28 protein-coding genes and 2 tRNA genes are annotated in these 23,906 nt (G+C 50.8%); 13 read left to right on the top strand and 17 right to left on the bottom strand.

Annotation, left to right across the window (positions count from 1 at the left end; genetic code table 11):
- The first annotated feature begins 550 nt into the window (after positions 1-550).
- Entirely contained in the window at positions 551-691 is a 141-nt protein-coding gene (locus tag AC4IFB_RS00460; RefSeq protein ID WP_490779059.1) for a response regulator, read from the top strand.
- A 32-nt stretch (positions 692-723) separates the two neighbouring features.
- The gene (locus AC4IFB_RS00455; protein ID WP_490779058.1) at positions 724-846 is read left to right on the top strand and encodes a hypothetical protein; all 123 of its coding nucleotides are present in this window, start codon (positions 724-726) and stop codon (positions 844-846) included.
- 958 nt (positions 847-1,804) lie between these two features.
- Here AC4IFB_RS00455 and AC4IFB_RS00450 read toward each other — a convergent pair.
- From AC4IFB_RS00450 to AC4IFB_RS00425, 6 genes are all read right to left on the bottom strand, one after another.
- Positions 1,805-1,880, bottom strand: a tRNA-Phe gene (locus tag AC4IFB_RS00450).
- A 101-nt stretch (positions 1,881-1,981) separates the two neighbouring features.
- A complete protein-coding gene (locus AC4IFB_RS00445) occupies positions 1,982-2,251 on the bottom strand; it encodes an oxidative damage protection protein (RefSeq protein ID WP_490775872.1) in 270 nt (89 codons plus the stop codon).
- On the bottom strand, positions 2,248-3,381 hold the full coding sequence (gene mutY / locus AC4IFB_RS00440; protein WP_490779057.1) for an A/G-specific adenine glycosylase: 1,134 nt from the start codon (positions 3,379-3,381) through the stop codon (positions 2,248-2,250). Before mutY ends, AC4IFB_RS00445 begins: the two co-directional genes overlap by 4 nt.
- Positions 3,378-5,519, bottom strand: a complete 2,142-nt coding sequence (locus tag AC4IFB_RS00435) for an AsmA family protein (protein WP_490779056.1) — start codon at positions 5,517-5,519, stop codon at positions 3,378-3,380. The genes mutY and AC4IFB_RS00435 overlap by 4 nt, the downstream gene beginning before the upstream one ends.
- A gap of 3 nt (positions 5,520-5,522) precedes the next feature.
- Complete coding sequence (locus AC4IFB_RS00430) at positions 5,523-5,849, bottom strand: putative signal transducing protein (RefSeq protein ID WP_490775875.1); 327 nt, start codon at positions 5,847-5,849, stop codon at positions 5,523-5,525.
- 130 nt (positions 5,850-5,979) lie between these two features.
- Positions 5,980-6,384 carry a hypothetical protein gene (locus AC4IFB_RS00425; RefSeq protein ID WP_490779055.1) on the bottom strand — a complete coding sequence of 135 codons (405 nt, stop codon included), beginning with the start codon at positions 6,382-6,384 and terminating at the stop codon, positions 5,980-5,982.
- 314 nt (positions 6,385-6,698) lie between these two features.
- On the opposite strand from AC4IFB_RS00425, the gene AC4IFB_RS00420 reads away from it, so the two are divergent.
- Positions 6,699-6,950 (top strand): hypothetical protein, encoded by a 252-nt coding sequence (locus AC4IFB_RS00420; protein WP_490775877.1) that lies wholly within the window; start codon positions 6,699-6,701, stop codon positions 6,948-6,950.
- Positions 6,951-6,985: 35 nt separating this feature from the next.
- Here AC4IFB_RS00420 and AC4IFB_RS00415 read toward each other — a convergent pair.
- The 3 genes from AC4IFB_RS00415 to AC4IFB_RS00405 form a co-directional block, all read right to left on the bottom strand.
- Positions 6,986-7,059: transfer RNA gene (locus AC4IFB_RS00415), tRNA-Gly, on the bottom strand.
- A gap of 43 nt (positions 7,060-7,102) precedes the next feature.
- Positions 7,103-7,306, bottom strand: coding sequence for a hypothetical protein (locus AC4IFB_RS00410; RefSeq protein WP_490775878.1), 204 nt, complete (start codon positions 7,304-7,306; stop codon positions 7,103-7,105).
- Between the two features lie 17 nt (positions 7,307-7,323).
- Positions 7,324-9,141, bottom strand: a complete 1,818-nt coding sequence (locus AC4IFB_RS00405) for an AMP-dependent synthetase/ligase (RefSeq protein ID WP_490775879.1) — start codon at positions 9,139-9,141, stop codon at positions 7,324-7,326.
- 141 nt (positions 9,142-9,282) lie between these two features.
- Here AC4IFB_RS00405 and thiS point away from each other — a divergent pair, with 141 nt between their 5' ends.
- The 5 genes from thiS to AC4IFB_RS00380 all read left to right on the top strand — a co-directional run bounded on the left by thiS (position 9,283) and on the right by AC4IFB_RS00380 (position 12,574).
- A complete protein-coding gene (gene thiS, locus AC4IFB_RS00400) occupies positions 9,283-9,483 on the top strand; it encodes a sulfur carrier protein ThiS (RefSeq protein WP_490775880.1) in 201 nt (66 codons plus the stop codon).
- A gap of 74 nt (positions 9,484-9,557) precedes the next feature.
- A complete protein-coding gene (locus AC4IFB_RS00395; protein ID WP_490775881.1) occupies positions 9,558-10,352 on the top strand; it encodes a thiazole synthase in 795 nt (264 codons plus the stop codon).
- A gap of 133 nt (positions 10,353-10,485) precedes the next feature.
- Positions 10,486-11,178: a tRNA (guanosine(46)-N7)-methyltransferase TrmB gene (trmB, locus tag AC4IFB_RS00390; RefSeq protein WP_490779054.1), complete on the top strand. Its 693-nt coding sequence runs from the start codon at positions 10,486-10,488 to the stop codon at positions 11,176-11,178.
- Positions 11,178-11,774, top strand: a complete 597-nt coding sequence (locus AC4IFB_RS00385) for an ABC transporter ATP-binding protein (RefSeq protein WP_490775883.1) — start codon at positions 11,178-11,180, stop codon at positions 11,772-11,774. The genes trmB and AC4IFB_RS00385 overlap by 1 nt, the downstream gene beginning before the upstream one ends.
- The gene (locus AC4IFB_RS00380; RefSeq protein ID WP_490775884.1) at positions 11,771-12,574 is read left to right on the top strand and encodes an ABC transporter permease; all 804 of its coding nucleotides are present in this window, start codon (positions 11,771-11,773) and stop codon (positions 12,572-12,574) included. Before AC4IFB_RS00385 ends, AC4IFB_RS00380 begins: the two co-directional genes overlap by 4 nt.
- 50 nt (positions 12,575-12,624) lie before the next feature.
- Here the strand turns inward: AC4IFB_RS00380 and AC4IFB_RS00375 are convergent, their stop codons facing one another.
- Together AC4IFB_RS00375 and AC4IFB_RS00370 are read right to left on the bottom strand one after the other, a co-directional pair.
- On the bottom strand, positions 12,625-12,849 hold the full coding sequence (locus AC4IFB_RS00375; RefSeq protein ID WP_490779053.1) for an RND transporter: 225 nt from the start codon (positions 12,847-12,849) through the stop codon (positions 12,625-12,627).
- Between the two features lie 86 nt (positions 12,850-12,935).
- On the bottom strand, positions 12,936-13,451 hold the full coding sequence (locus tag AC4IFB_RS00370; protein ID WP_490775886.1) for an O-acetyl-ADP-ribose deacetylase: 516 nt from the start codon (positions 13,449-13,451) through the stop codon (positions 12,936-12,938).
- Between the two features lie 77 nt (positions 13,452-13,528).
- Here AC4IFB_RS00370 and AC4IFB_RS00365 point away from each other — a divergent pair, with 77 nt between their 5' ends.
- Positions 13,529-13,876, top strand: coding sequence for a DUF3301 domain-containing protein (locus AC4IFB_RS00365; RefSeq protein ID WP_490775887.1), 348 nt, complete (start codon positions 13,529-13,531; stop codon positions 13,874-13,876).
- Position 13,877: 1 nt separating this feature from the next.
- On the opposite strand, the gene AC4IFB_RS00360 is transcribed toward AC4IFB_RS00365, so the two are convergent.
- The 6 genes from AC4IFB_RS00360 to AC4IFB_RS00335 all read right to left on the bottom strand — a co-directional run bounded on the left by AC4IFB_RS00360 (position 13,878) and on the right by AC4IFB_RS00335 (position 18,618).
- Positions 13,878-14,276, bottom strand: coding sequence for a ClpXP protease specificity-enhancing factor (locus AC4IFB_RS00360; protein ID WP_490779052.1), 399 nt, complete (start codon positions 14,274-14,276; stop codon positions 13,878-13,880).
- A gap of 50 nt (positions 14,277-14,326) precedes the next feature.
- Positions 14,327-14,950: a stringent starvation protein SspA gene (gene sspA, locus AC4IFB_RS00355; protein ID WP_490775889.1), complete on the bottom strand. Its 624-nt coding sequence runs from the start codon at positions 14,948-14,950 to the stop codon at positions 14,327-14,329.
- 134 nt (positions 14,951-15,084) lie between these two features.
- Positions 15,085-15,822 (bottom strand): cytochrome c1, encoded by a 738-nt coding sequence (locus tag AC4IFB_RS00350; protein ID WP_490779051.1) that lies wholly within the window; start codon positions 15,820-15,822, stop codon positions 15,085-15,087.
- On the bottom strand, positions 15,819-17,060 hold the full coding sequence (locus tag AC4IFB_RS00345) for a cytochrome b (RefSeq protein WP_490779050.1): 1,242 nt from the start codon (positions 17,058-17,060) through the stop codon (positions 15,819-15,821). Before AC4IFB_RS00345 ends, AC4IFB_RS00350 begins: the two co-directional genes overlap by 4 nt.
- Positions 17,057-17,656 (bottom strand): ubiquinol-cytochrome c reductase iron-sulfur subunit, encoded by a 600-nt coding sequence (gene petA, locus AC4IFB_RS00340; protein WP_490775892.1) that lies wholly within the window; start codon positions 17,654-17,656, stop codon positions 17,057-17,059. Before petA ends, AC4IFB_RS00345 begins: the two co-directional genes overlap by 4 nt.
- A gap of 209 nt (positions 17,657-17,865) precedes the next feature.
- Complete coding sequence (locus AC4IFB_RS00335; RefSeq protein ID WP_490779049.1) at positions 17,866-18,618, bottom strand: Nif3-like dinuclear metal center hexameric protein; 753 nt, start codon at positions 18,616-18,618, stop codon at positions 17,866-17,868.
- A gap of 147 nt (positions 18,619-18,765) precedes the next feature.
- Here AC4IFB_RS00335 and AC4IFB_RS00330 point away from each other — a divergent pair, with 147 nt between their 5' ends.
- The 4 genes from AC4IFB_RS00330 (at position 18,766) to hisG (ending at position 23,894) form a co-directional block, all read left to right on the top strand.
- Complete coding sequence (locus AC4IFB_RS00330) at positions 18,766-19,929, top strand: trypsin-like peptidase domain-containing protein (protein WP_490779048.1); 1,164 nt, start codon at positions 18,766-18,768, stop codon at positions 19,927-19,929.
- Positions 19,930-20,267: 338 nt separating this feature from the next.
- Positions 20,268-21,338, top strand: a complete 1,071-nt coding sequence (locus AC4IFB_RS00325; RefSeq protein WP_490779047.1) for an adenylate/guanylate cyclase domain-containing protein — start codon at positions 20,268-20,270, stop codon at positions 21,336-21,338.
- Between the two features lie 490 nt (positions 21,339-21,828).
- On the top strand, positions 21,829-23,088 hold the full coding sequence (murA, locus tag AC4IFB_RS00320) for a UDP-N-acetylglucosamine 1-carboxyvinyltransferase (protein ID WP_490779046.1): 1,260 nt from the start codon (positions 21,829-21,831) through the stop codon (positions 23,086-23,088).
- Between the two features lie 167 nt (positions 23,089-23,255).
- Positions 23,256-23,894 carry an ATP phosphoribosyltransferase gene (gene hisG / locus AC4IFB_RS00315; RefSeq protein ID WP_490775897.1) on the top strand — a complete coding sequence of 213 codons (639 nt, stop codon included), beginning with the start codon at positions 23,256-23,258 and terminating at the stop codon, positions 23,892-23,894.
- Positions 23,895-23,906 lie beyond the last annotated feature (12 nt).

The raw sequence follows: 23,906 nt of genomic DNA, 5'->3' as shown, positions 1-23,906 counted from the left end.
AAATTAACTACTCAGCCTCTGAAGGGAGTTCTGCATACAAGGCTATAGAACTCGCCCGCCAGTCCCCATCCACCTGTTTCCTGGCGTTTAATTGCGGCGGCAAACGGTGAGTGTCCCCATTTACTTTCTTAAAGAATCGTCAAAAAGTAAAGGTATATGGCGTCGTCAAACAAATCGGTTCTGGCATCGGCCCTTGGTCTCGCATATACAGGAGAGTCAGATCAGCAACCATACCTATATTTGTTGAAGCAGACAGAATCGAAATAGCGCAAGAATAGAATTATTATAATTTAATGAGGCCAGAAGAGACTAATATGCTTTCTTGGCAATACCGCAATTGTTTGTGCTTAGCAGGTTAGTGTTTTAAGTTTTAACTAAACTCGCTTATTCATGAGGATTAACATCATGTGATTACGGATTTCAAAAGCAGGCTAATCGGGACACTCATCGTTTACATTTAACAAAATATATTAATAATCTAAAAAGATAAGATGGAACAATCCCATGTTATTAATATTTTAAACGTTGAGTGTTACGGAATTCTGTCTTCGTGACTGCGCAGGATGATGTAACCGATGAGACAAAAGGGCTGGCTGCCGGTGCAGTCGACTATATTACCAAGCCGTTTTCGCCGGAAAACGTAAATGCATGGGTTCGCACCCACTTGACATTGAAGTCCCAGGCGGATTGACCAGCCTCTCTGCCATGGACGAATTAACGTGAGTGGCGATCCAAATAGCTGATCTTCGTGGAGAGCCGGATATCTTGCTGGAAGAGGCGGACCGGATGCTCTACGTAGCCAAAGGCAAAGGGCGGAACTGTGTGGTTGGCAGAAAAACCGCTTAAAAAAACGGGTCAGAGAGGAATGCTACCTGGTCGAAATAAACCAGGACATCATTTGGCACTTTTTAATGTAGCCTGGATGAAGCGGAATCTATTCCGGGGCGCATGAATCCCGGATTCCGTTGCACTCCATCCAGGCTACACAGGTTGGAATAAGTAGAGCGTAATCCGGGGAACGTGAATTCCGATGCCCCCCATCCGAATAACCTCATGATGTAGCCTGGATGAAGCGCAGTCTATTCTGCGAGACATGAATCCCGGATTCCGTTGCACTCCATCCAGGTTACACAGGTTGGAATAAGTAGAGCGTAATCCGGGGAACGTGAATTCCGATACCCCCCCATCCGAATAACCTCACGATGTAGCCTGGATGAAGCGGAGTCTGTTCCGGGGCGCATGAATCCCGGATTCCGTTTCACTCCATCCAGGCTACACAGGTTGGCATTAGTAGAGCGTAATCCGGGGAGTGTGAATTTCGATGCCCCCCATCCGAATAACCTCATGATGTAGCCTGGATGAAGCGCAGTCTATTCTGCGAGACATGAATCCCGGATTCCGTTGCACTCCATCCAGGTTACACAGGTTGGAATTAGTAGAGCGTAATCCGGGGAGCGTGAATTCCGATGCCCCCCCATCCGAACAACCTCACGATGTAGCCTGGATGAAGCGGAGTCTGTTCCGGAGCGCATGAATCCCGGATTCCGTTGCACTCCATCCAGACTACACAGGTTGGCATTAGTAGAGCGTAATCCGGGGAGCGTGTATTACGATGCAGACCATACAGGCTACACCTAGGTGGAACCTGGAATTCACTAAGGGAGCATCAGCCCCCAACAAAACGAGTCATGAATAAATTATCTGCGGCAAATACAATTAAAGCGGTAGAACAGGGCAGCTTCCAATATGCTTCCCTAAAACCAGGATAAGCTAATATGGATGAATTTAACCTTATTGAAATAGATGGTGGCCAGGGACAGAATCGAACTGCCGACACGGGGATTTTCAGTCCCCTGCTCTACCGACTGAGCTACCTGGCCGCGGTGAGAGGGCCGTATTAAACCGGGGTTACATCTCTGAGTCAAGTTTCATTGCTTTTAACCCCTTATCTGACCTCTCTCTTCTCCTGTTTTGCACCTATTCAGGCCTCAGGCTTGAAGTCTGGCGGTAGCTCGGAGCCCTCACCGAAAAAGAACTGCTCCATCTGCTCTTCCAGAAACTTTCTTGCCTTTGGGTCCATCGGGCTGAGGCGGTTTTCATTGATCAACATGGTCTGATGCCTTAGCCACTCCTGCCACGCTTCCTTGGAGACATTTTCAAATACCCGCGCCCCCAGATCACCAGGATAGGGCTGGCGATCAAGCCCTTCGGCCTCGCGCTTCAGTTTTACACACTCTACGGTACGGCTCATTCGGCCTCTCCTTTTGTCATTTCAAGAATTGGAATATTCGGATCGATCTCTTGCAGGATGCGTGACACTGGCGCGGCCAGGCCAAGATCCTCAGGTTTCGACAGGTTATACCAAACCATGGAATCCTCATCCATGATCCGATTGCGTGTTTTTTCGACCTGCAGAAGAACCGGCGTGATATCCAGGTGGAAATGGGTAAAGCTGTGGCGACGGGGTGCCAGCTGATGCAATTGAGTCGCATAGATCCCCAGGTTGCTCTCACACCAGACTTCTGCCCGCTCTTCTGTTGGACACTCTGGCAGGCTCCAGAGACCGCCCCAGATCCCACTGGGAGGGCGTTGTTGCAGCAGCACGCTCACTTCGTCATCACGCAAAATCAGTAACTGTGTGCTGCGTACAGGTTTCTCCTTTTTCGGCTTCGAGCCAGGATAACTGGCGATATCCCCTTTTAGATACGCCTGGCAATCCTCAACCAATGGGCAGGCATGACAGAGCGGTTTGCGCCTGAGACATATCATCGCCCCCAGGTCCATCATCGCTTGGTTGTAATCAGCGGTATTGCTGTGGGGTGTCAACGCCTCACTCAGCCGCCACAACTGCTTGGAGACAGCTGTCTGCCCTGGCCAGCCCTGTATGGCGAAACGGCGTGCAAGCACCCGCTTTACATTGCCATCCAGAATCGGTGCGAATTTAGCGAATGCCAGTGAACGGATGGCACCGGCCGTGGAACGCCCTATACCAGGCAGCCTCTGCAGCATCTCCAGGTCATCAGGGAGATCGCCCTGGTGTTGTGCAATAACCTGTTTTGCGCATTGATGAAGGTTGCGTGCACGGGCGTAATAGCCAAGCCCCGACCAATGGTGCATCACCTGATCGGCGTCAGCTTCAGCCAGTGTTTTCATATCGGGAAAGGTCGCCATGAAGCGGTTAAAGTAGTCGATTACTGTGGCAACCTGGGTCTGCTGCAGCATAATCTCTGAGACCCACACCCGATAGGGATCTCTGGGTTGTTGCCAGGGAAGCTGTTTGCGACCATGCAGCGCAAACCAGGCCAGTACCTTTTTGCAAAATCCATTCGCCTCTTGCGTAGAGAGGCGCCCCTCTACGTCATCAGAGCCTGGCTGTATCAAAGCAGGCCTTTCAGCTTGTCCTTTAACTGATCCTGCAACTCTTCAGGGAGCTTCTCTTCCAGCTCTTCAGACACCTTCTCATCGATCTTTTCGTCGAGTTTCTTCTTCAGTTTGGCTTTCTGTTGCTCTTCCAGAATTTTCGACAGCTGTATGGAGAATTCCGGATCATTCCAGTCTCCTTTGATTTTCACCGGGATTGGTATCCCTTTCAGTTCCTCGAGCGCCTTACCATCCTGCCCTGTGGAGGTGTTCACTATGACTGGGCGGACGGTGTATTTAAGTCGCTCTTCTGCCAGGTAGGCCTTACCGCTCCCTTCCAGGCGAAAGTAAGGTGATTTTGCATTGAGAATCTGGTTGTTGACCACCCCGTTAACAATTTTGGCTTTTCCTGTCAGCTCAGAAAAATCGGTCTGTTCAGGTTCATTGAAGCTGGTTATCGGCTCACCTTTAAGACGGGCTTTTGTGTCACGGATCATCTTCGCCAGATTGAACCCTTTCACTGCGCCGTCTCGAAAATCGAAAGTTACATCACCATTCAGTGCTTTTTTGAGCTGGCTGACAGTATCCCCTTTGCTGCTCAGCGCCATATCCAAATCTCCACTGCCCAGAAGGGTATCTTCTCCAGTGAGATCCTTCAGCAGAGGCCCGGATAGAATCCTGGAGACAGATTGATTCAGTTTCAAAACCGGTTTTGAGCCATTGACGTCAAGCTGCACATCACCCTTCATCAAGCCATCGTAGAAACGCCCGATCTCATGGTCGATATTGAGCTTGCCATCCCGGCTTCTGATTTTGACCAGAATCGCCTCAGAGTTGAGATTATTTACGATCAGATTACCTATACGGATAGTGCCATTAAGCTTTAACTCACGTAGCAGCTCTATGGGAAACAGTGGCTCTTCCTTAGCTACCTTTTGTTTGCCTCTCTGGCGAGCAGGCGCTGGGGATGTCTCGCTTGGTGGCGGTAGATATCTATCCAGGTTAATGCTGTTGACGTCGAGATTAAAGAGGTAGGTTGGCGATGCAAGGTCAACTATCTCGAAATTTCCCTTGAGCGTGGTTTGATCCACTTCAGCCATCAGGTTGGTCAACACAGCCTGCTCAGTGTTTGCTGTAAACTCGGTTGAGAAATGCAGACTATTTAAAACATCCGGATCAGCGGTTTCAGGTATCGGCATACCGAACTGCTCCATCCACTCACGCAGACTGAACTCTGCCAGCTTGATATTACCCTTCATGCTGGGATTGTTTTGGATATCGATCCCTTCCAGCTTGCCGGTCAGTTTGATTTTTCCCGATTCCAGCAGCAGATCCTGAATATCCAGGGTACTATTGGATAGATTCAGCAACACATCTGATTGCAACGAAACAACAACACCCTTTTCCGGCAGACCTTCACCTGTCATTTCAACATCAAGGTCAAGATCATCCAATTTGATGGATTCGTTATCAGGGTTAACAACAAGTACAGTAGTGAGTGCTAACTTCCCTTGCATTGCAGGCTTTTTACTCGCAAGCGCCAGACTGAATGCAACGTCAACAGGCTCACCAGGGGCCAGTTCGCCGGTCTCCAACTGAATATCTTGTATGGTGTATCTCTCTCCGGTGGATTGATCGTCCCAGACCACATTCGCTTCGTTGATGTTCAAGCCACCAACGGTAAATGCGAGCATGTTCGTTCCCCCTTCAGATTTAGACTCGGCCGAACCGGGCACCTTTTTTGGTGCCTTTTTGCCTGTCATATCTTCCCAGTTGGTTGCCCCGCTTTTGGATTTTGCAAGATTGAGTCTGACACCATCCACCTGAACAGTGTCTACCTCAAGCAGTTGTTTGAATATCAGCGGTAGCAGGTTGACGCCTACTTTTGCGTGCTTTATTGAAGCAAACTCAGAGCCGTTGAATCCAGGCGCATTACTTAATCTAAGGCCATTCAATTCCAGGGCCAGGCGTGGAAATACCGATAGGCCGATATCGCCACTGATGCTCAGATCACGCCCAGTAGCCTTCTTAACCTCGGCGACAATTCGCTCTTTATGGTCATTCGGATCAACAAACATCGGAATGAGAATGACTGCGGCGATGACCAGCACCACCAGCATCCCCACCAACCAACCAAGCACTTTCAGGATCTTGCCCATCCTCTACTCCTTATTATTTTGATTTGGGCCAGGTGTACCGCAATTCCAGCATACCTCAAACCCGGCGTCGATACGTTCTCCACATATCTTGCAGTGCCAAGGCTCCTGACTCGACAGGCTCTGGCTAAAAAACTGTTCAGCAAGCTGCTTTGCCTTTTCGAAATCCTGGTTTTCCAACAACCATAAAGTCGGATATATATTAGCTGGCACCCCACCAGCCGCACCACTAAGAAGATCGTTGAAAATAACCACCTCGACACCCTGTTGAAACAGAAAATCCTTCAACATTTGAGCTTCAACCCTGTCCTGCGCTTGATACAGCTCTATCATCGCCAACTTATCCCCCTGAAATAACTATCATTATTCAGAGGACACCTCAAGACATTAATTACCCGTGCTACAGAACAAAACAGGCCATCTCTATCCAGATTTCCTGGATGACTTCTGTTGACCGAGCCTGCTATTCCGGCGTCTTGCCTATTGTCTTCCATTCACCACTCTCAACTTTGCAAAAGCGATATTTGCCATTGGCCTTAGCCTGACCTGCCTCGTGCAACACCAGCAGATCACGACATTGCTTCTGATCCACTTCAAGGCTATTTAAAACCCGATATAAACCCCGGTGTCCGGTAGAGTCGTTTCGCCAGGAAAAGGTTTCATCCATCTTTCCCTTTTCCAACGCGTTATTCACAGTTTTTTTAGCCAACGCCCAGTCTTCTTCGGTGAAATATTTTGCGGGCATAATCTCAGCCATGCGAAATCCTACCGCAGCTGCCGATGTCACAAAGGCAAAAAGCAATACCAGGACAAATATTTTTTTCCAGTTAGCCACCATCAACCCCCTGCTGTTTAACAAAACATTCAATCTGATGATCTCTGACACATTTCAGATAGCGCGACGGGCGGCGCCTACCAACCAGCCACCTCATTATGTTCCTTTACATGAATCATACATGCACAAGAGACTTCTTGGTGTATATCCCCTCTTAGTCTATGTAACATTCTGTGAATTTAAACCCCGCATCTATAGTAGTCTAACACTGAGGTAAATAGTGAAAGATACCGCTGATCAGTACTTTTTACCCCCATTTGTGGCATATACTGTTTTAAAATTCTCCACTTAGGTATCCATGAAATATTTCTGGGTACGAACCAATAGACCACAGGAAAAGACTGACGATGAAAGCATCCCTATCTTGGCTTGTCCTACTCTCTCTTCTACTCCTTTTTGCCACATTCGCAGTGATGGCAGAGCGTGGCGAGTCAGTGATGTTCAAGCCAACTGAACACCCGTTCGTCGAGCCTCCACCCAAGCAACCGAGCCAGGCAGAAGAGTGCGAACAACTTCTAAAGGAGATTGAGGCGCTCAAAGGAAAGCCGCAACGCCGACACGCCGCTATTGAGCGACATAAACAGGCTTGCACTGAATGAAGCAGTACCAGGTTCCACTTCGTCTATTACAGAATTGGAGCGGGTGATGGGAATCGAACCCACGTTAGTAGCTTGGGAAGCTACAGTTCTACCATTGAACTACACCCGCAGCGAGAGCTGGTTCAGATCCTACACAACTGCTCTGCCCTATTCTAGTGTACCTCTTCGGAGGTACTACTTCCTATCGACTGCAAATCATTCAATACAATCCGCTCGATTATGCCGGCCCGAGCAATGATAACCCCTGTATGGGTACGAACTGCCTCATTCCGCGCCCGCTCTGCTGCCCGCTGAATGGCCACCATGGCAGCAGGCAATAACGGGTTGCGGGCTTTGTTCAGTTGATCGGCTGTCATTCATCCCCCCAACCAGCTCACACCAGACCATCGCCATAGAGTGAATCGATGAGCGCCTTGTGATGCTCAGTGACCTTCTGGCGCTTGATCTTCAAGGTGGGGGTCATTAAGCCGTTGTCTATACTCCAGGGTTCGAGCAGCAGAGCAACCCGTCTTATCTTGGCGTAGCCGGGGAAATCCTTCAGCGCAGCACGTATCCGTTTTACAACTGCCCCCTGAATATGTTCATTCTGCAGACTCTCCTCACGAGAGGAGTCACAGTCGAACTCTTCAGCGAAGCCACCCCATAAATCAGGGTTCAACACCACCAGTGCCCCCAGATAGGGTTTTCCCTCCCCCACCACCATCGCCTGCTCCACCAGCGGGTCGAGCGCAATTGCCATCTCCATGTCCGATGGTGGAATCTTCTCTCCATTTGAGAGTACCAGGATGTCTTTTATCCTCCCGGTGATATGGATATGGCCATCCTCATCTATGCGCGCCTGATCACCGGTGTGCAGCCAACCCTGTTGATCGATCATCTCAGCAGTCGCCGCATGGTTGTTCCAATATCCAAGCATCATGCCTGGGGTTTTCACCAGTAACTCGTCATCATCCCCTATCTTTGTTTTCACGCCACGCAGTGGTACACCGACGCTCTCGGGCTTGATATTGTCTACCGGATTGACACTGATGACCGGACTGGTCTCTGTCAACCCGTAACCTTGCAGCATGGGCAACCCCAAACCGAGAAACACCTTGGCAATCTCTGGCGAAATTGCAGCGCCACCACTGACCGCCACGCGCAATCGTCCACCCAGTTTATCCAGAATCTTTGCTGAAACCAGTCGCCGTAGCAGCGGGTGAATCAACAATCCGGGAAACCAGCGCTGTCGCCCCATTCGGTACTCGAACTCTTTCAAGCCAACCTTCAAGGCCATTTGGAACAGTATTCGTGCAAAAGCGGGCTTATGCTTCAGCTGATCCTGTACCCGAGCATAGACCCGTTCAAATATCCTCGGCACAGCGATGATCGCCGTAGGTCGTATCTTTTGAAGATCTTCAGCCAATTGAGAGATGGAACGTGCGAATGAGACTGAAGACCCAGCCATCATCGGCAGGTAGTAGCCCCCTGTTCGCTCCAGGGTGTGGGATAGCGGCAGGAAGGAGAGAAAGCTATCCTGTTGATAGCAATCCACCACCGTCAACGACGCGTGGGCAATAGAGAGCATATTGAAGTGGCTCAACATGACGCCCTTGGGACGACCCGTAGTGCCAGAGGTATAGACAATTGAAGCAAGACTATGAGGGTCAGCCTTACGCTTCTGCAACGCTTCCCCTCGGGAAGGCAACCAGGTTTTAGCCTCTCTCAACAGATCATCCTCTCTGGCATCTGGCTGCTTCATCGTCTCCAGAACGACCACCCGCTGTAGATTTGGTAGATCCTCAACCACATTCGCCATACGGTTCCAGCGACCGGTATCCTGTACCAGTAACAGTTTAACTGCTGCATCTTTCAGAATATAGGCAATGGCATCAGCCCGATCATCGGTATAGAGAGGCACTACCACCAACCCCAGGGAGAGCGCGGCCTGATCAAACATCACCCACTCCGGGCAATTACGCAGCAACACGGCGACCCGGTCGCCTGGCTCCAGGTCCTCTCCAGCAAGCGCCTGGCGCCAGCGCTCCACATGGCGGGCCATATCCCCCCAACTCAATTCATACCACTGCTTCCGGTTTCGCTCGTAGTGGCGATAGGCCACCACGTCAGGCGTTCGCCGCATCCGTTGAAAAAAGAGGCCGTCCAATGTGCCCGCTTGTTCCAAAGGTATGAGATCTTCACTCCACTCCACATTATCCTCCTGCCGCCCCCTTTTACCATTCTGCCAGGTTGGAGGCTGTTATCATTTGCTGCTGCGCATACTTTGTCTCCTTGAGTTGAGGTAGAATTCGCAATTGAACCTGACTCTACTCCTGACAGAGATTACATTCAGATGCAGATTTACTTAAACGGCTTGGAAAAGCAAATTCCAGATACCCTCGACATGGCAGGTCTTATAGAAATGCTTGAACTGAAAGGTCAGCGCATAGCTGTCGAAGTCAATGAAGAGCTGGTACCAAGAAGCACCTTCAACGGTCATGCGATACATGACATGGACCGGATTGAGATTATTCATGCCGTTGGCGGTGGATGAGTCTATCGTAGTGTCGACACTAGACTTGCAATACCCGCCCACACCTTTTGTTTCACCTTCGAAGATAGAATCCAATGTCAAACGATAACAACACAGACAGCTTTAGCGTCGCAGGACGCACATTCACCTCCCGCCTCCTGGTGGGAACCGGTAAATATAAGGATATGCAGGAGACCCGTGCCGCTATTGATGCAAGCGGAGCTGAGATTGTGACTATTGCAGTACGCCGCACCAATATCGGTCAGAATCAGGATGAGCCCAATGTGCTGGAAACGCTGCCTCCCAGTGAATTCACCTATCTGCCCAATACAGCAGGCTGCTTTGACGCCAAAACTGCAATCCGTACCTGCCGTCTCGCCAGGGAGCTTCTGGATGGCCACAATTTAGTGAAACTGGAAGTACTTGGAGATCAAAAAACCCTCTTTCCAGATGTGGTACAGACCCTGGAAGCTGCAGAGGTTTTGATCAAAGAGGATTTTGATGTCATGGTCTACACCAATGACGACCCCATTATGGCGAAGCGCCTTGAAGAGTTGGGCTGTGTTGCAGTGATGCCCCTTGCAGCCCCGATTGGCTCCGGTCTGGGTATTCGCAACCGCTTGAATATCCGTACCATCGTAGAAAATGCCAAGGTACCGATTCTGGTTGATGCCGGTGTCGGCACCGCCTCTGATGCGGCAGTAGCCATGGAGCTGGGGTGTGACGGTGTATTGATGAATACCGCCATTGCCGCAGCAAAGGACCCTGTGCTGATGGCCTCAGCCATGAAAAAGGCGATCCAGGCAGGTCGCGAGGCCTATCTTGCGGGACGTATGCCGGCAAAGCGCTTCGCCTCGGCCTCATCACCCTTGGATGGTCTGTTCTTCTGAGCTGAGTTATTGGGGCAAGTGTGATTGATAGTAGTAGATCCAAGTGACGGGCAAACAGAAGTTTGCCCTTCAAACACTATAATCTGTAACCCAGCGGTTACCTGAGCTGACGACACGATCAAACCCTTAAATCATGCCGCAATCCGATCAAAAGCAACGTCCAATTCGTAGTTATGTACTCAGACAGGGGCGCATGACCGAAGGCCAGCAACGAGCCTATGAAGAGCTATGGCCAAAATATGGCCTGGAACTGGATAACGACCCGCTGGATCTACCGAACCTGTTCAATCAAACACAGCCGGTCACCTTGGAGATCGGATTTGGCAATGGCGAGACTTTAAGCCAGCTTGCTGAAACCCAACCGGAACAGAACTTTCTGGGCGTCGAGGTACATGGCCCAGGCGTAGGCCATCTGATGATACGGCTGGCCGAACAGGAGTTAACCAATGTTCGCATCCTCAAGACCGATGCCATGGAGCTGCTTCGCCACCATATCAAAGCCGCAAGCCTCTCCCGCATACTGCTCTACTTCCCCGACCCCTGGCACAAGCGAAAACATAATAAAAGACGCATCGTTCAGGAAGAGTTTTCTGAGTTGGCTTTCCGTACCCTGGCAGCTGGCGGTATCCTGCATATGGCCACAGATTGGGAGGATTATGCCAAACAGATGATGTCAGTACTCTCCTCACACAAAGGCTTTCTCAATAAGGCGGGGGATGGGCAGTTTTCACCCCGCCCGGCCACCAGGCCACTGACAAAATTTGAACGACGTGGTGAGCGCCTGGGCCATGGCGTCTGGGATCTGATTTTCGAGCGTCTGGGCTAATGGGCAGCCTGACCCTGGAGCAGTTCAAATCCCCACTACTGGACCCCATCGACCTGCAACTGCCTGCAGGTGACTGCATAACCATCAACGGCCCATCAGGGTCTGGAAAAACGCGACTGCTACGGGCACTGGCCGACCTGGAGCCCTCCCAGGGCAGGGTCTGGCTGAACAAAGAAGAGAAAGGAACCATCACAGGCCCCCAGTGGCGTCACAAGGTCGGGCTTCTGCTGGCAGAGAGTGGCTGGTGGACTGAACGGGTCGGTGACCATTTCAGCAGGCCGGAGCCTGAACTCTTTGATCGTCTCGAGATACCCCATGATGCAGTGGAGTGGGAGATCAGCAGACTCTCCAGTGGTGAACGACAGAGACTATCCCTGATCAGACTATTGAGTAACCACCCTCAGGTACTACTGCTGGATGAGCCGACTGCCAACCTGGACCAAGGGAATAGTGCCAAAGTGGAGGCATTGATCGAATACTGGCGCCAACAACATCAGGTCGCTGTTCTCTGGGTATCTCACGACCCCCAGCAGCGCCAGCGGGTCAGTAAACAGAGCTGGGTAATCGATTCAGGACGTCTCAGGAGAGAGCAATGAACCTGATCCAGCTGACCCCCCTCGATCTGTTTATCGCCTCAACACTGGTGCTACTCCTGGCTTTGCTCTCTCTACGGCTCTCACTGGGTATTGAAGGGAAATTACTGATCGCTGCCCTGCGTACCGTGATCCAGCTCAGTCTGCTGGGTCTGGTGTTGAAGTTTCTGTTCGTGCAATCACATCCTGCCTTGATCGCCTCCCTGGCTATGTTCATGCTGGTGGTTGCCGGCTATGAGGTAATGGCCAGACAGCAACGTCGCTTCAAAGGCATCTGGGGGATTGGCGTCGGAACCCTCTCCATGTTTATCTCCTCCTTCAGCGTAACTATTCTTGCACTGATCATCATCATCCAGGCAGAACCCTGGTATTCGGTGCAGTACCTCATCCCCCTACTGGGGATGTTATTGGGTAACACCATGTCAGGAGTTGCGATTGCCTTGGATAACCTTACCCAGAATGGCTGGCAAAGACGCCAGGAGATCGAAGCGCGCTTAATCCTGGGGCACACTTGGGATGAAGCAATCAGGGATATTCGCAGAACCGCTTTGCGCAGTGGCCTGATCCCGATCATCAATGCCATGGCCGCGGCCGGTATAGTCAGTCTTCCCGGTATGATGACCGGACAAATACTCGCCGGCGCCCCGCCTATGGAGGCCTCAAAATACCAGATATTGATCATGCTACTGATTGCTGCAGGTACGGGCTTTGGTGCGACTGTGGCGGTCTGGATAGGCTCAAAACGGCTGTTTGACGAGCGACATCGCCTGCGATTGGAGCGACTGAGTAAAAAGCGGGATTGATATGGACTTTGAAGGCCCACTCAATTCACTCAGTCACTGACTTTTTGCTTTCAGCCCGTCTCCCGCTCCCCCCGAATCACTTTGATCACAAGCAGCACCAGGGGGGTGCCATGCATCAATAGATCGAAGATATCGATAGGCCTGTGCAGCGTCCCTTCCATCAACATTTTCAACTTCTCCCACAGATGGGGCTCAGGCACAAAGGGTGCCATTGCCAACAGCAGTGCTGGCAAAGCGATCATATGCATTGGCATTCGGTCAAGCCAGTTGAACATCTTGTTTTGCTTCCTCTATATATTTTTATAGGTTAAAGATAATCCGGTTATTCTAGTTGCGTCATACTAGCCAGGCTGCATGATAACTACCCATCACTCATGAAACACTCAGGGCAGAGGTCATGGTATAGCTCTGCATCTGAATGGCTGAAACAGCATGCGATGATTCGTTCAAATCGGTCACACCATGCCTGCATCACCGATATTGCCACTTCTGAGGCCTGCTGCTTAGGGTAACCGTAAACACCCGTACTGATAGCCGGAAAAGCGATGCTCTGCAATTGATGCTCTGCCGCCAGTGCCAGACTCTTTTCGTAACAGGCTCTCAACAGCTTAGGCTCACCCAAGCTCCCACCCTGCCAAACAGGGCCAACCGTATGGATCACCCACTTTGCCGGTAATCTGAATCCAGGAGTAATTTTTGCCTCACCAACCGGACAGCCACCCAGGGTTCTGCAATATTCAAGAAGCTCTTCCCCGGCAGCCCGATGTATTGCTCCATCCACGCCACCACCACCCAATAATCGGGTATTTGCGGCATTTACGATGACATCCACTTCCAGGAGAGTGATATCTGCAGTTACAATATGGATTACACCCATTGGCTCGTGTTGTCTCTCATGTTGATTGCTAAAATCAGAGGCCCGCTTAACGCCACCTCTAATGACACACCATCATCATGTCCTATTCAACACTTAATCTATTAATACTACTGATGCTACTCGCCTGGTTCTGGCGTGACAGCTTACGGGTCAGGGAAGTCGCTATACGCATCTGCCGAAAAAGCTGCCAGAGTCATGGTGTACAGCTTCTGGATCAGACCGTTGCCCTGCATCGGCTTGGCCTCCGCTGGCTTCGCAGCGGCCCGAAAATCCGTCGTGTATACGCCTTTGACTATAGTCTGGAGGGGTCAGGCCGCAGGACAGGCTACCTGGTCATGCTGGGGGTTCACAATGTCAGTCTTCATATGGATATTCCTCAGCCACCACAACCTAATGTGGCAGCTGAAGAAGAGAAGCACGACTGAGCTATTTTACAACCTTCAATGCCGGACGAGTGCTGGGCGGATTAGGATCGGGGTCATCTTCCGGCTCATTGTCGTTATCGACCTCTTCATCCGGAAACAACATGCCTTGCCCATTCTCTTTGGCGTAAATGCCCATCACAGCACCGGGGGGGATCATAATCTCTTCTGCTGATCCTCCAAACCTTGCGCTGAAGCTGATCCACTCATTACCCAACTCAAGCCCAGAGACAGCGGATGGATCCACATTCAGAATAATGCGCCCATTTTCAACATACTGAGTCGGCACAACAGCCCCCTGATAGTCAGCATTGACCATCATATATGGGGTTTTGCCATTGTCGACCAACCATTCATACAGAGCACGAATAAGGTATGGCCGATTGGATGACATCTCAGTCATGGTTCAACCTAAAATCCGCAGTTGAAGATGGATTTGTGGGAAATCCAGGTTCACCCGCGCATCTCCTGCTCTGCCTCTGACAAACTCTTGATAAAAGACTCTTTCTCAAACAGGCGTTGGGAGTATTCATAGAGGCCTTTAGCGCTGGCAGGAATTTCGATGCCCAGCTCTGGAAGACGCCATAACAAGGGGGCAATGGCACAATCCACCAGTGAAAACTCATCACTCATGAAGTATGGCTTGGCGCCAAATACAGGCGCGGTAGTGATCAGGCTCTCACGAAGTTCCTTGCGGGCTTTCGCCGCCTCCTTCTTGCCACTCATAATGATATCCAGCAGGCTGTACCAGTCGCTTTCAACACGATACATCAGCAAACGCGAGGTAGAGCGTGACACCGGATCTACCGGTAACAGTGGCGGATGAGGAAACCGCTCGTCCAGATATTCCATGATAATACGGGATTCGTACAACTTCAGATCCCGATCCACCAAGGTGGGAAGGGTACCATAAGGGTTCAATTCCATGACCTCTTCAGGCACATTCAACGGATCAATATCCTCAACTTCATAAGTGATATTTTTTTCCGCCAGCACCATCCTGACCCGATGGCAGTAAGGGTCTGTCGGATCCGAATAGAGGGTCATCACTGAGCGTTTATTCGCAACTGCTGCCATTTATTGCCTCTCTGCAAAACGTCCGACACCATATCCAAGTACGATATGAGTGCAGACTGATAGTTTTCACATAAAAAAAGGCGCACAGTATACCGCAACTGTGCGCCTTTTTGTCAGCTAAACACTAAACCGTGCTAGTGAACGTCTTTCCAGTACTCTTTTTTGAGCAAGTAAGCCAACACAAAGAACACCGCAATGAACATCAGCACCCATACACCCAGGCGCTTTCTCTCCATCTGAATCGGCTCACCAATGTAGCTGAGGAATGCTGTCAGATCACGGGCAACCTGATCAAACTCTTCCGGGCTCATCGCGCCTTCACTAGCTGGCTCTAAGTGATCAAGCACCTCAGTTTCAATACCGTCATGGCTGACTGTCTTGAATACAGCCTTCTGATCACCCTGCAACTGCCATAGTACATTGGGCATACCTACATCGGGGAAGACACGGTTATTAACACCAAATGGGCGCTTCTCATCAAGGTAGAAGCTACGCAAATAGGTGTAGATCCAGTCGACACCACGGGCACGAGCGATAACACTCAGATCAGGTGGGGGATTACCGAACCACTCAGTAGCCTTGTCAGAGGTCATGGCAATGTTCATGGTCTGACCGATTTTATCGGTGGTGAACATCAGATTATCCACAACTTCCTGCTCAGTCAGACCCAGATCCCTTGCCATACGGTTATAGCGTTGGTACTTGGCCGAGTGACAGCTCAGGCAGTAGTTCATGAAATATTTGGCGCCACGCTGCAATGAAGCCTGATCACTCAGGTCAATATCAGCGTCATCCAGATGAACACCGCCACCAGCTGCCAATCCGAGCATAGGGGCCGCGGCTAATAAGAATGCAACAATCAGCTTTTTCATTCGGTCACCCTCTCCGGTACTGGTTTAGTCTTGTCCATTTTGCTGTAGATGGGCATCAGTAAAAAGAAAGCAAAATAGTATGCTGTACCAATCTGCGCCAACAGTGTATAGAGCCATGTAGTCGGCTGGGTGCCGAGGTAACCCAACATAATAAAGTCGACGACAAACAACCCAAGCATGACCTTAGTGAGACCACCCTTGTAGCGAATCGATTTCACCGGACTGCGATCGAGCCAGGGTAGAAAAAACATAATCAGAATCGAGGCAAACATTGCCACCACACCAGGGAATGCTGAACCAGCAATCGAAGGCACCGCACGCAAGATCGCGTAGAAAGGGGTGAAGTACCAGACTGGGGCAATGTGTGCAGGCGTCTTCAGCGGGTTGGCTGGCTCGAAGTTGGGATGCTCAATGAAGTAACCACCCATCTCCGGAGCAAAAAAGACGACTGCCGCAAATAGAAACAGGAACCCGGCAACACCGGCAATATCCTTCACCGAGTAATAGGGGTGGAAAGGGATACCGTCTGCCGGCGCCTTGTCAGACCAGCGGTTGCCCTTAGGGCCCTTCTTGATCTCGATGCCATCAGGGTTGTTGGAACCAACCTTATGCAGCGCGACGATGTGAACAAACACCAATGCCGCCAATACGAAGGGCAACAGGAAGTGGAGTGCAAAGAAGCGGTTCAGGGTCGCGTCGGAGATAACATAGTCACCACGTACCCAGACACCCAGATCAGGGCCTATCACCGGCACCGCAGAGAACAGATTGACGATTACCTGAGCACCCCAAAAGGACATCTGGCCCCAGGGCAGCAGATAACCGAAGAAGGCTGTCGCCATCATCGCCAGATAGATGATTACACCGATAATCCACAGCAATTCACGAGGCTTGCGGTATGAACCGTACATCAGGCCACGGAACATATGCAGGTAGATTACAATAAAGAAGGCTGAGGCACCGGTTGAATGCATATAGCGAATCAGCCAACCCCAGTCCACATCACGCATGATGTATTCAACAGAACCGAATGCCAGCTCGGCATCAGGCTTATAGTTCATCGCCAACCAGACACCGGTCAAAATCTGGATCACCAGAACCAGCAGTGCCAGTGAACCCATGAAGTACCAGAAATTAAAGTTCTTCGGGGCGTAGTATTGAGCGAGATGCTCATTCCAGGCTTTGGTAGCCGGATAGCGTTCATCTATCCAGCCCATAAAATTTTTCATCATACTCATGAGCTTGCGCCTCCGTCAGCACCAACCAGAATCTTTGTCTCTGAGAGATACTGGTAGGGAGGAATTTCCAGGTTTTTAGGTGCAGGCACACCAGCATACACACGACCGGCCAGATCGAATCTTGAACCGTGACAGGGGCAGTAGAACCCACCTTTCCATTCGGCACCGAGATCCTCAGGGGCCACTTCAGGCCGATATGTCGGGGAGCAACCAAGATGAGTGCATATTCCCACAGCAACAAGGTATTTCTCCTTGACTGACCGAACTGGGTTTTTGCAGTAATCAGGTTGCTGACCGGTATCTTCAGACATCGGATCGAGCAGGTCACCGTCAAGTGTCGGTAGATCTGCAAGATTCTGTTCGGTACGAGAGACGATCCAAACCGGCTTTCCGCGCCATTTCACCCTCATCAGCTGCCCGGATTCGAGCTTACTGATATCGGCTTCAACCGGCGCTCCAGCCGCTTTAGCCTTTTCACTGGGGGCCCAGGCCGCCAGGAATGGATAGATCACGAAACCGGCACCAACCGCCCCGACCGCACTGGTAGCAAGCGTAAGAGTACGCCGCTTCTTTAAATCAACGCCATCTGCGCTCATAACTTTATGGACTCCCCGGATACTGATGTGAGCCTTGAAGGCCAAACTGACCTCTTCCCGACCCACATTTTCAGGACATTAGAATATACTTACATAAAACAATGAAAATTAACCGCGCATTCTCCACAATGTGTCCGCGCTGGTCAAGGCGCATTCTCATGGAAAAAGATTAAATACCTATGCTCTTGCCAGTATATGGTGAGCCGGATCTAAACAGGGTTTTGAATGTCACAAAAACGACATTCAATCTCAAAACACTCTGATAGATGCTCTGCCAGAGCCTGAACACCATATCGCTCAGTGGCGTGGTGACCTGCAGCATAGTAGTGGACACCCAGCTCCCTGGCAAGATGAACTGTTGGCTCTGATATCTCCCCTGAGATATAAGCATCCAGGCCAAGTTCTGCCGCAGCTTCAATATAACCCTGGGCCGCACCAGTACACCACCCAATACGCTTTAACATCTGTTGATCAGCGCTGATATGCAGCGGTGCTTGACCCAGCGCATCAGCCAGCTGAGACCCCAGAGTTTGCGGTGAAATCGGCTCTGCAAGGGTGGCAGTCCAAACAAGACCATGACCCGCTTGGGATGGCTCAGCCTGTGTCAATCCGAGCAAATTCCCCAATTGCCGGTTGTTACCATGGATCTCGTGAGCATCCAAAGGCAGATGATAGGCCAACAGGCTGATACCTTGACGAAACAGGGTGGCAATCCGACGCCCTTTGATACCACGTAGTGGCTGAGACTCTCCTTTCCAGAAGTATCCATGATGAACCAACAGCGCATCAGCACCCCAACGCTCCGCCTCGTCAATCAGCGCCTGACATGCAGTCACCCCAACCATCAGTTTCTGAACCTCATTCGAGGCTTCTACCTGTATACCATTTGGGCAATAGTCCTCAAACGCCTCTACGCAGAGTAGTTTGTTGCAATAGTCTTCAAGCGTTAATAGGTCAATCATGTTATGTTTACCTGAAACGGGATTCCTAATGACGCTCAGCTACCTGTGACGGAGATTTTCCGGCATCACACAAGGGTATAATCTATCTACTTTATGTAGTGCAGAGGCGTCTGTAGAGTATCCTTTTGTACCACACTAAATCATCTCATGCGCATGCAAAGACTGTTTTCACTTCTACTCACTGCTCTGACTGCAGGTCTGGCTGGAGCCTTTGTCGTACTGTTCCTCTTGCCCGAGCGAACGTTGTCTCCTCAATCCGCAGAATATCTACAGCAACATAAAAAACCTGCAGTCGCTCTGCCTCGGGAAGCGGGGCCTGTCTCCTATGCCGAAGCGGTACAAAAAGCAGCGCCTGCGGTGGTCAATATCTTCACCACCAAAATCACTACTGAATCCCAGGCGATGCGCTTCAAAGACCCGGTATTGCAGCACCTGTTTGGCAGCATACTCCCGGAAAAGACCCGCCAGCGCCTCGACACCAGCCTTGGCTCCGGAGTCATTGTCACTGAAGATGGATATCTTCTGACAAACCACCATGTCATCGATGGTGCGGACGAAATCAAAGTGGTACTGGCAAATGGCCAGAGCGTCAGCGTCAGTATCGTTGGCAGTGATGCGGAATCCGATGTTGCGGTGCTTAAAATCAACAGTGATCAGCCGATGCAGCCTATCCCTGTGGGCCACTCAGGCACTCAACAGGTGGGTGATGTGGTATTGGCTATTGGCAACCCTTTCGGTGTGGGGCAGACGGTCACTATGGGCATCATCAGCGCAACAGGTCGTTCACGCCTGGGTATCAGCACCTTCGAAAACTTTATTCAGACTGATGCTGCCATCAATCCCGGAAACTCTGGAGGCGCCCTGGTGAATGGACATGGGGAGCTGATTGGCATCAACACCGCTATCTTTTCCAAAACCGGCGGTTCTCACGGCATCGGTTTTGCGATCCCCTATGATCTGGCCGAGGGCATCATGCAGCAGCTGATCCGCTCCGGTCATGTAGTACGGGGCTGGATTGGCATTCAGGGTCAGGATGTAACAAAAAAGCTGGCCGAAGCCTTCGGTCTGCATATCGAGGATGGGGTATTGGTGACCGGAGTACTTGAAGATGGGCCGGCAAGCAAGGCTGGGTTACGTCCCGGCGACGTGATCACCAGCATTAATAACACAGAGCTGAGCAACTCACAGGATCTGATGCAAAATATCGCCGGACAACCACCAGGCACCCAACTTGTGATTGGCGGCTGGCGGGGTAACGACGCCTTCAGCCTGAATGCAGTATCCGATGAACGACCTGCATTCGATAAATAGAGAATCCATACAGACAGCAATGGAGTGTATTGCTGCCTACTTCCCGGATAGTTGAAAGCGTTTAAAAGCTCGGTTTCATTTAAAGATCATTAACCCTGCATCTGAAAAGCCATATTCAGCCGAAGCATCCTTGAAGCCCAGAACAGGACTAGTGCGGTGTAACGTATAAACTGCACCACACAAGGGTTAATAACAGGTTCCAGAATACCTCCCGCTGGCTATACTGAAAATTGGAGCCCATGCCCACTATCGAATGTCTTCAGACCTTTCACCAGTCGGATGACAGTCATCAAGGCGATTACCGGGCTAATCAATTTAGAGAAGCTGGGAGCCAGACAATGAAACAAGCCGAAGAGATCGAGCGTATTATCGATACTGTCGGTGACGTCCTGGAAACCAAGCTATCGCCAATGCAGAAGAGTCGTCTGCATCAGGCACTGATTAAAACCCTTGATCTCCCGGAGGGCGGAAAGAAACCTCAGACAAAACAGGTCACCATCCTTCTATCGGATCTGCGAGGATTCACTGCGTTATCAGAACACTACCAACCTGACATTGTAATTGAGATTCTGAACTTCTATTTCTCCCGTATGTGCGAGATCATTTTTCGCTTCGGTGGCAGTATCGATAAATTCATGGGTGACTCCATCATGGCGCTGTTTGGACTTTCCGAACAACGGGATGACGACCTAGAGCGGGCCATCGCCTGTGCTGTAGAGATGCAACGCAGCATGCAGAACATTAACAGCGAAAATGTAAAACATGGTCATCCACGCCTGTTCATGGGTATAGGTATCAATACAGGTTATGTAGTTGCCGGGAATCTCGGCTCGGAACTGCACCATGAATATACCGTCATCGGTGATGAAGTGAATCTTGCCTCACGTATTGAAGCCTATAGCCTTCGTGGTCAAATTCTGCTGAGTGAACATTCAAGAGAACTCGCCAAAGACTATATCGAATGTACTGCACCGAATCAGGTATTAGTCAAAGGCAAACAGGTACCGGTCAACCTGTATGAACTGCTTGCCACCAGTCGCCCCAGACATCTGGAAGTGCCGCGGGTCGAGTCTCGACGAAGCCCACGCATTGAGGTCGACTTCCCCCTATCATTTCAACCACTTAATGGAAAATCCGTCTCACCAACCAGCTTTGCAGGACGGGCCGTCGACTTGAGCTACAATGGGCTTCAAGCGCTGTTACCCATTCAACTGCAAACCCTTTCTGATATTCGCATCACCCTCTACACCTCACTGATGAGTGAGCAGAGCAGCCATATCTACGCCAAGATACTCGATAACGAAAAACAGGGTAATGACTGGTTGAGCCGAATGGAATTCACCGGCATTGATGACGCAGGGCAGGCGGCAATAAAAGATTATATCGACCAGGCCGTTAGCCGACGCTGATTTAATGTTTTTCCTGATTACCCTCCAAGGTCAGCTACAGTGATTGTTAAGAGAGGTGCCCATAATGATCTACGAAGGTTGCAGGGGGTTTTGTGCATTTCCAGCGCGATTTGGTGGGGCAGGGCCCCACCCTACCTGTCGATAAAGTGTAGGGTGGGGCCATGCCCCACCAACTGCACTAGCCGCATATTACGGTTATACAGGTTGATACTCTTTTGTTGAGCATGGGGGGGTAATCAGGATGTTTTTAACAAATACTCCCGTTTTCTATTCAATTTCGTTATCATTTCCAGTCTTTTTCACCAGAATCCCTGGGTTCGGGGCGAGGATGGCATTCTAAGCTGCACCATTTTGCGTTGTGAGCTTATTGTCATCCAGCGCCATTGTCGGACTGTTAGAGAGTTTTTGACTGAGTCAATCGCTTACTGCTAACGAATCAGGCTGACTGGTTCAATATACCGTTACTTTAAAGTGACCATCCGGAAAAACCATGGATAAATTGATCATTCGCGGGGGTTTACCCCTATCAGGCGAGGTCCGCATCGCTGGCGCTAAGAATGCAGCACTGCCAATTCTGGCAGCTACGCTTCTCTCTGAGAGCTCGATGCGGGTAGGCAATGTGCCGCACCTGCAGGACATCACCACAACCATGGAACTACTGGGTGGCATGGGCGTCAGCCTGATGGTGGATGAGAAAATGGGCATCGAGGTGGATGCCAATACTATAAAAGAGTTCAATGCGCCCTACGAGCTGGTTAAAACCATGCGTGCGTCGATCCTGGTTTTGGGCCCCATGCTGGCACGCTTTGGCCAGGCCGACGTCTCCTTGCCCGGTGGCTGCGCCATTGGTTCACGACCGGTCAATCTCCACATAGAGGGTTTAAGGGCCATGGGCGCCACTATCGATGTGGAAAACGGCTATATCAGATCCCGCTGCAAACGCCTGCATGGCGCCCGCATTGTGATGGATATGGTGACTGTAACCGGCACAGAAAATCTGATGATGGCAGCCGCCCTGGCGAAAGGAACCAGCATAATTGAAAATGCAGCACGGGAGCCAGAGGTAGTAGACCTCGCCGAGTGCCTCAATACCATGGGCGCGAAGATTACCGGGGCTGGCACACCCACCATCACCATCGAGGGTGTCGACACCCTTAGCGGCACAGAATATAACGTACTGCCCGACAGAATCGAAACCGGCACCTTCCTGGTCGCTGCAGCCATATCACGTGGAAGCATTAAAATTCGCGATACCCGTCCTGAACTGGTAGATTCCGTGCTGCAAAAACTCCGCGAAGCCGGCGCTACCATCGAGACAGGGGATGACTGGATCAGCCTGGACATGATGGGTAATCGCCCCAAAGCTGTCGATGTCTATACTGCGCCTTACCCAGCTTTTCCGACAGATATGCAGGCCCAGTTCACCGCCTTGAATTCAGTGGCGGAAGGGGTGGGCATAGTCACCGAAACCATCTTCGAGAATCGTTTCATGCATGTGCACGAGTTGCAACGTATGGGGGCTCAAATCAAACTCGAAGGCAATACTGCCATCTGTACCGGAATAGAGAAGCTGACAGGGGCCCCGGTAATGGCCACCGATCTGCGTGCATCCGCCAGTCTGGTTCTTGCTGGCCTGGTTGCAGAAGGTGAAACTCTGGTCGACAGGATCTATCACATCGACCGTGGATATCAGAATATCGAGGAAAAACTGGCCGGCCTGGGTGGAGAGATACGGCGACTACCGAGTTAAGCATTAACCGTAATCAAGAAGCTGGAACGTGGAAAGGTTAGCCTGGACTGTTCAGATTGCTGTGCAGTGCGAGAGTATTATGGGAATTTAACCCATTTCTCTTATTCCTTCGCGTTCATCATTTGTTATCCTTGCACATCCTAAGCTGGACTAAGCCGAAGCGAACCATGAAATTCGACGCACCTATTACAATTGCCCTATCCAAAGGCCGAATCTTTAACCAGAGCCTGCCACTACTGGCCCATGCCGGGATAGAGCCAACAGATGACCCGGAAACAAGCAGAAAGCTGATTCTCAATACCAATCACGAGCAGGTTAAACTGGTGATTATCCGCGCCACCGATGTTCCCACCTATGTGGAGTATGGGGCAGCGGATATCGGTATAGCCGGGAAAGATGTTTTACTGGAGCACGGTGGTGAAGGCTTATATGAACCCCTGGATCTGAATATCGCCCGCTGCAGAATGATGACAGCCGGTTTTCCCGATGCTGTCGAACAAAAGGGGCGTTTGCGGGTCGCTACTAAATATGTGAAGAGTGCTCAACGCTATTTCGCAGCCAAAGGCGAGCAGGTTGAGATCATTAAACTCTACGGCTCCATGGAACTGGCCCCAATCGTTGGCTTGGCGGATATCATTGTCGACCTGGTTGAGAGCGGTAACACGCTGAAGGCCAATGGATTGGTACCGCTTGAACATATTGCTGATATCAGCTCCCGTCTGGTAATCAACAAAGCGTCCTGGAAGATGAAACACGCCCTCATCACGCAGCTGATAGACGCCTTTCGGGAAGCGGTAAAAGAGTAGACTCGCAGATTG

This window comes from Candidatus Thiodiazotropha sp. AKIB8 (assembly GCF_058244675.1).
This window is presented reverse-complemented; position numbering and strand designations above follow the sequence as displayed.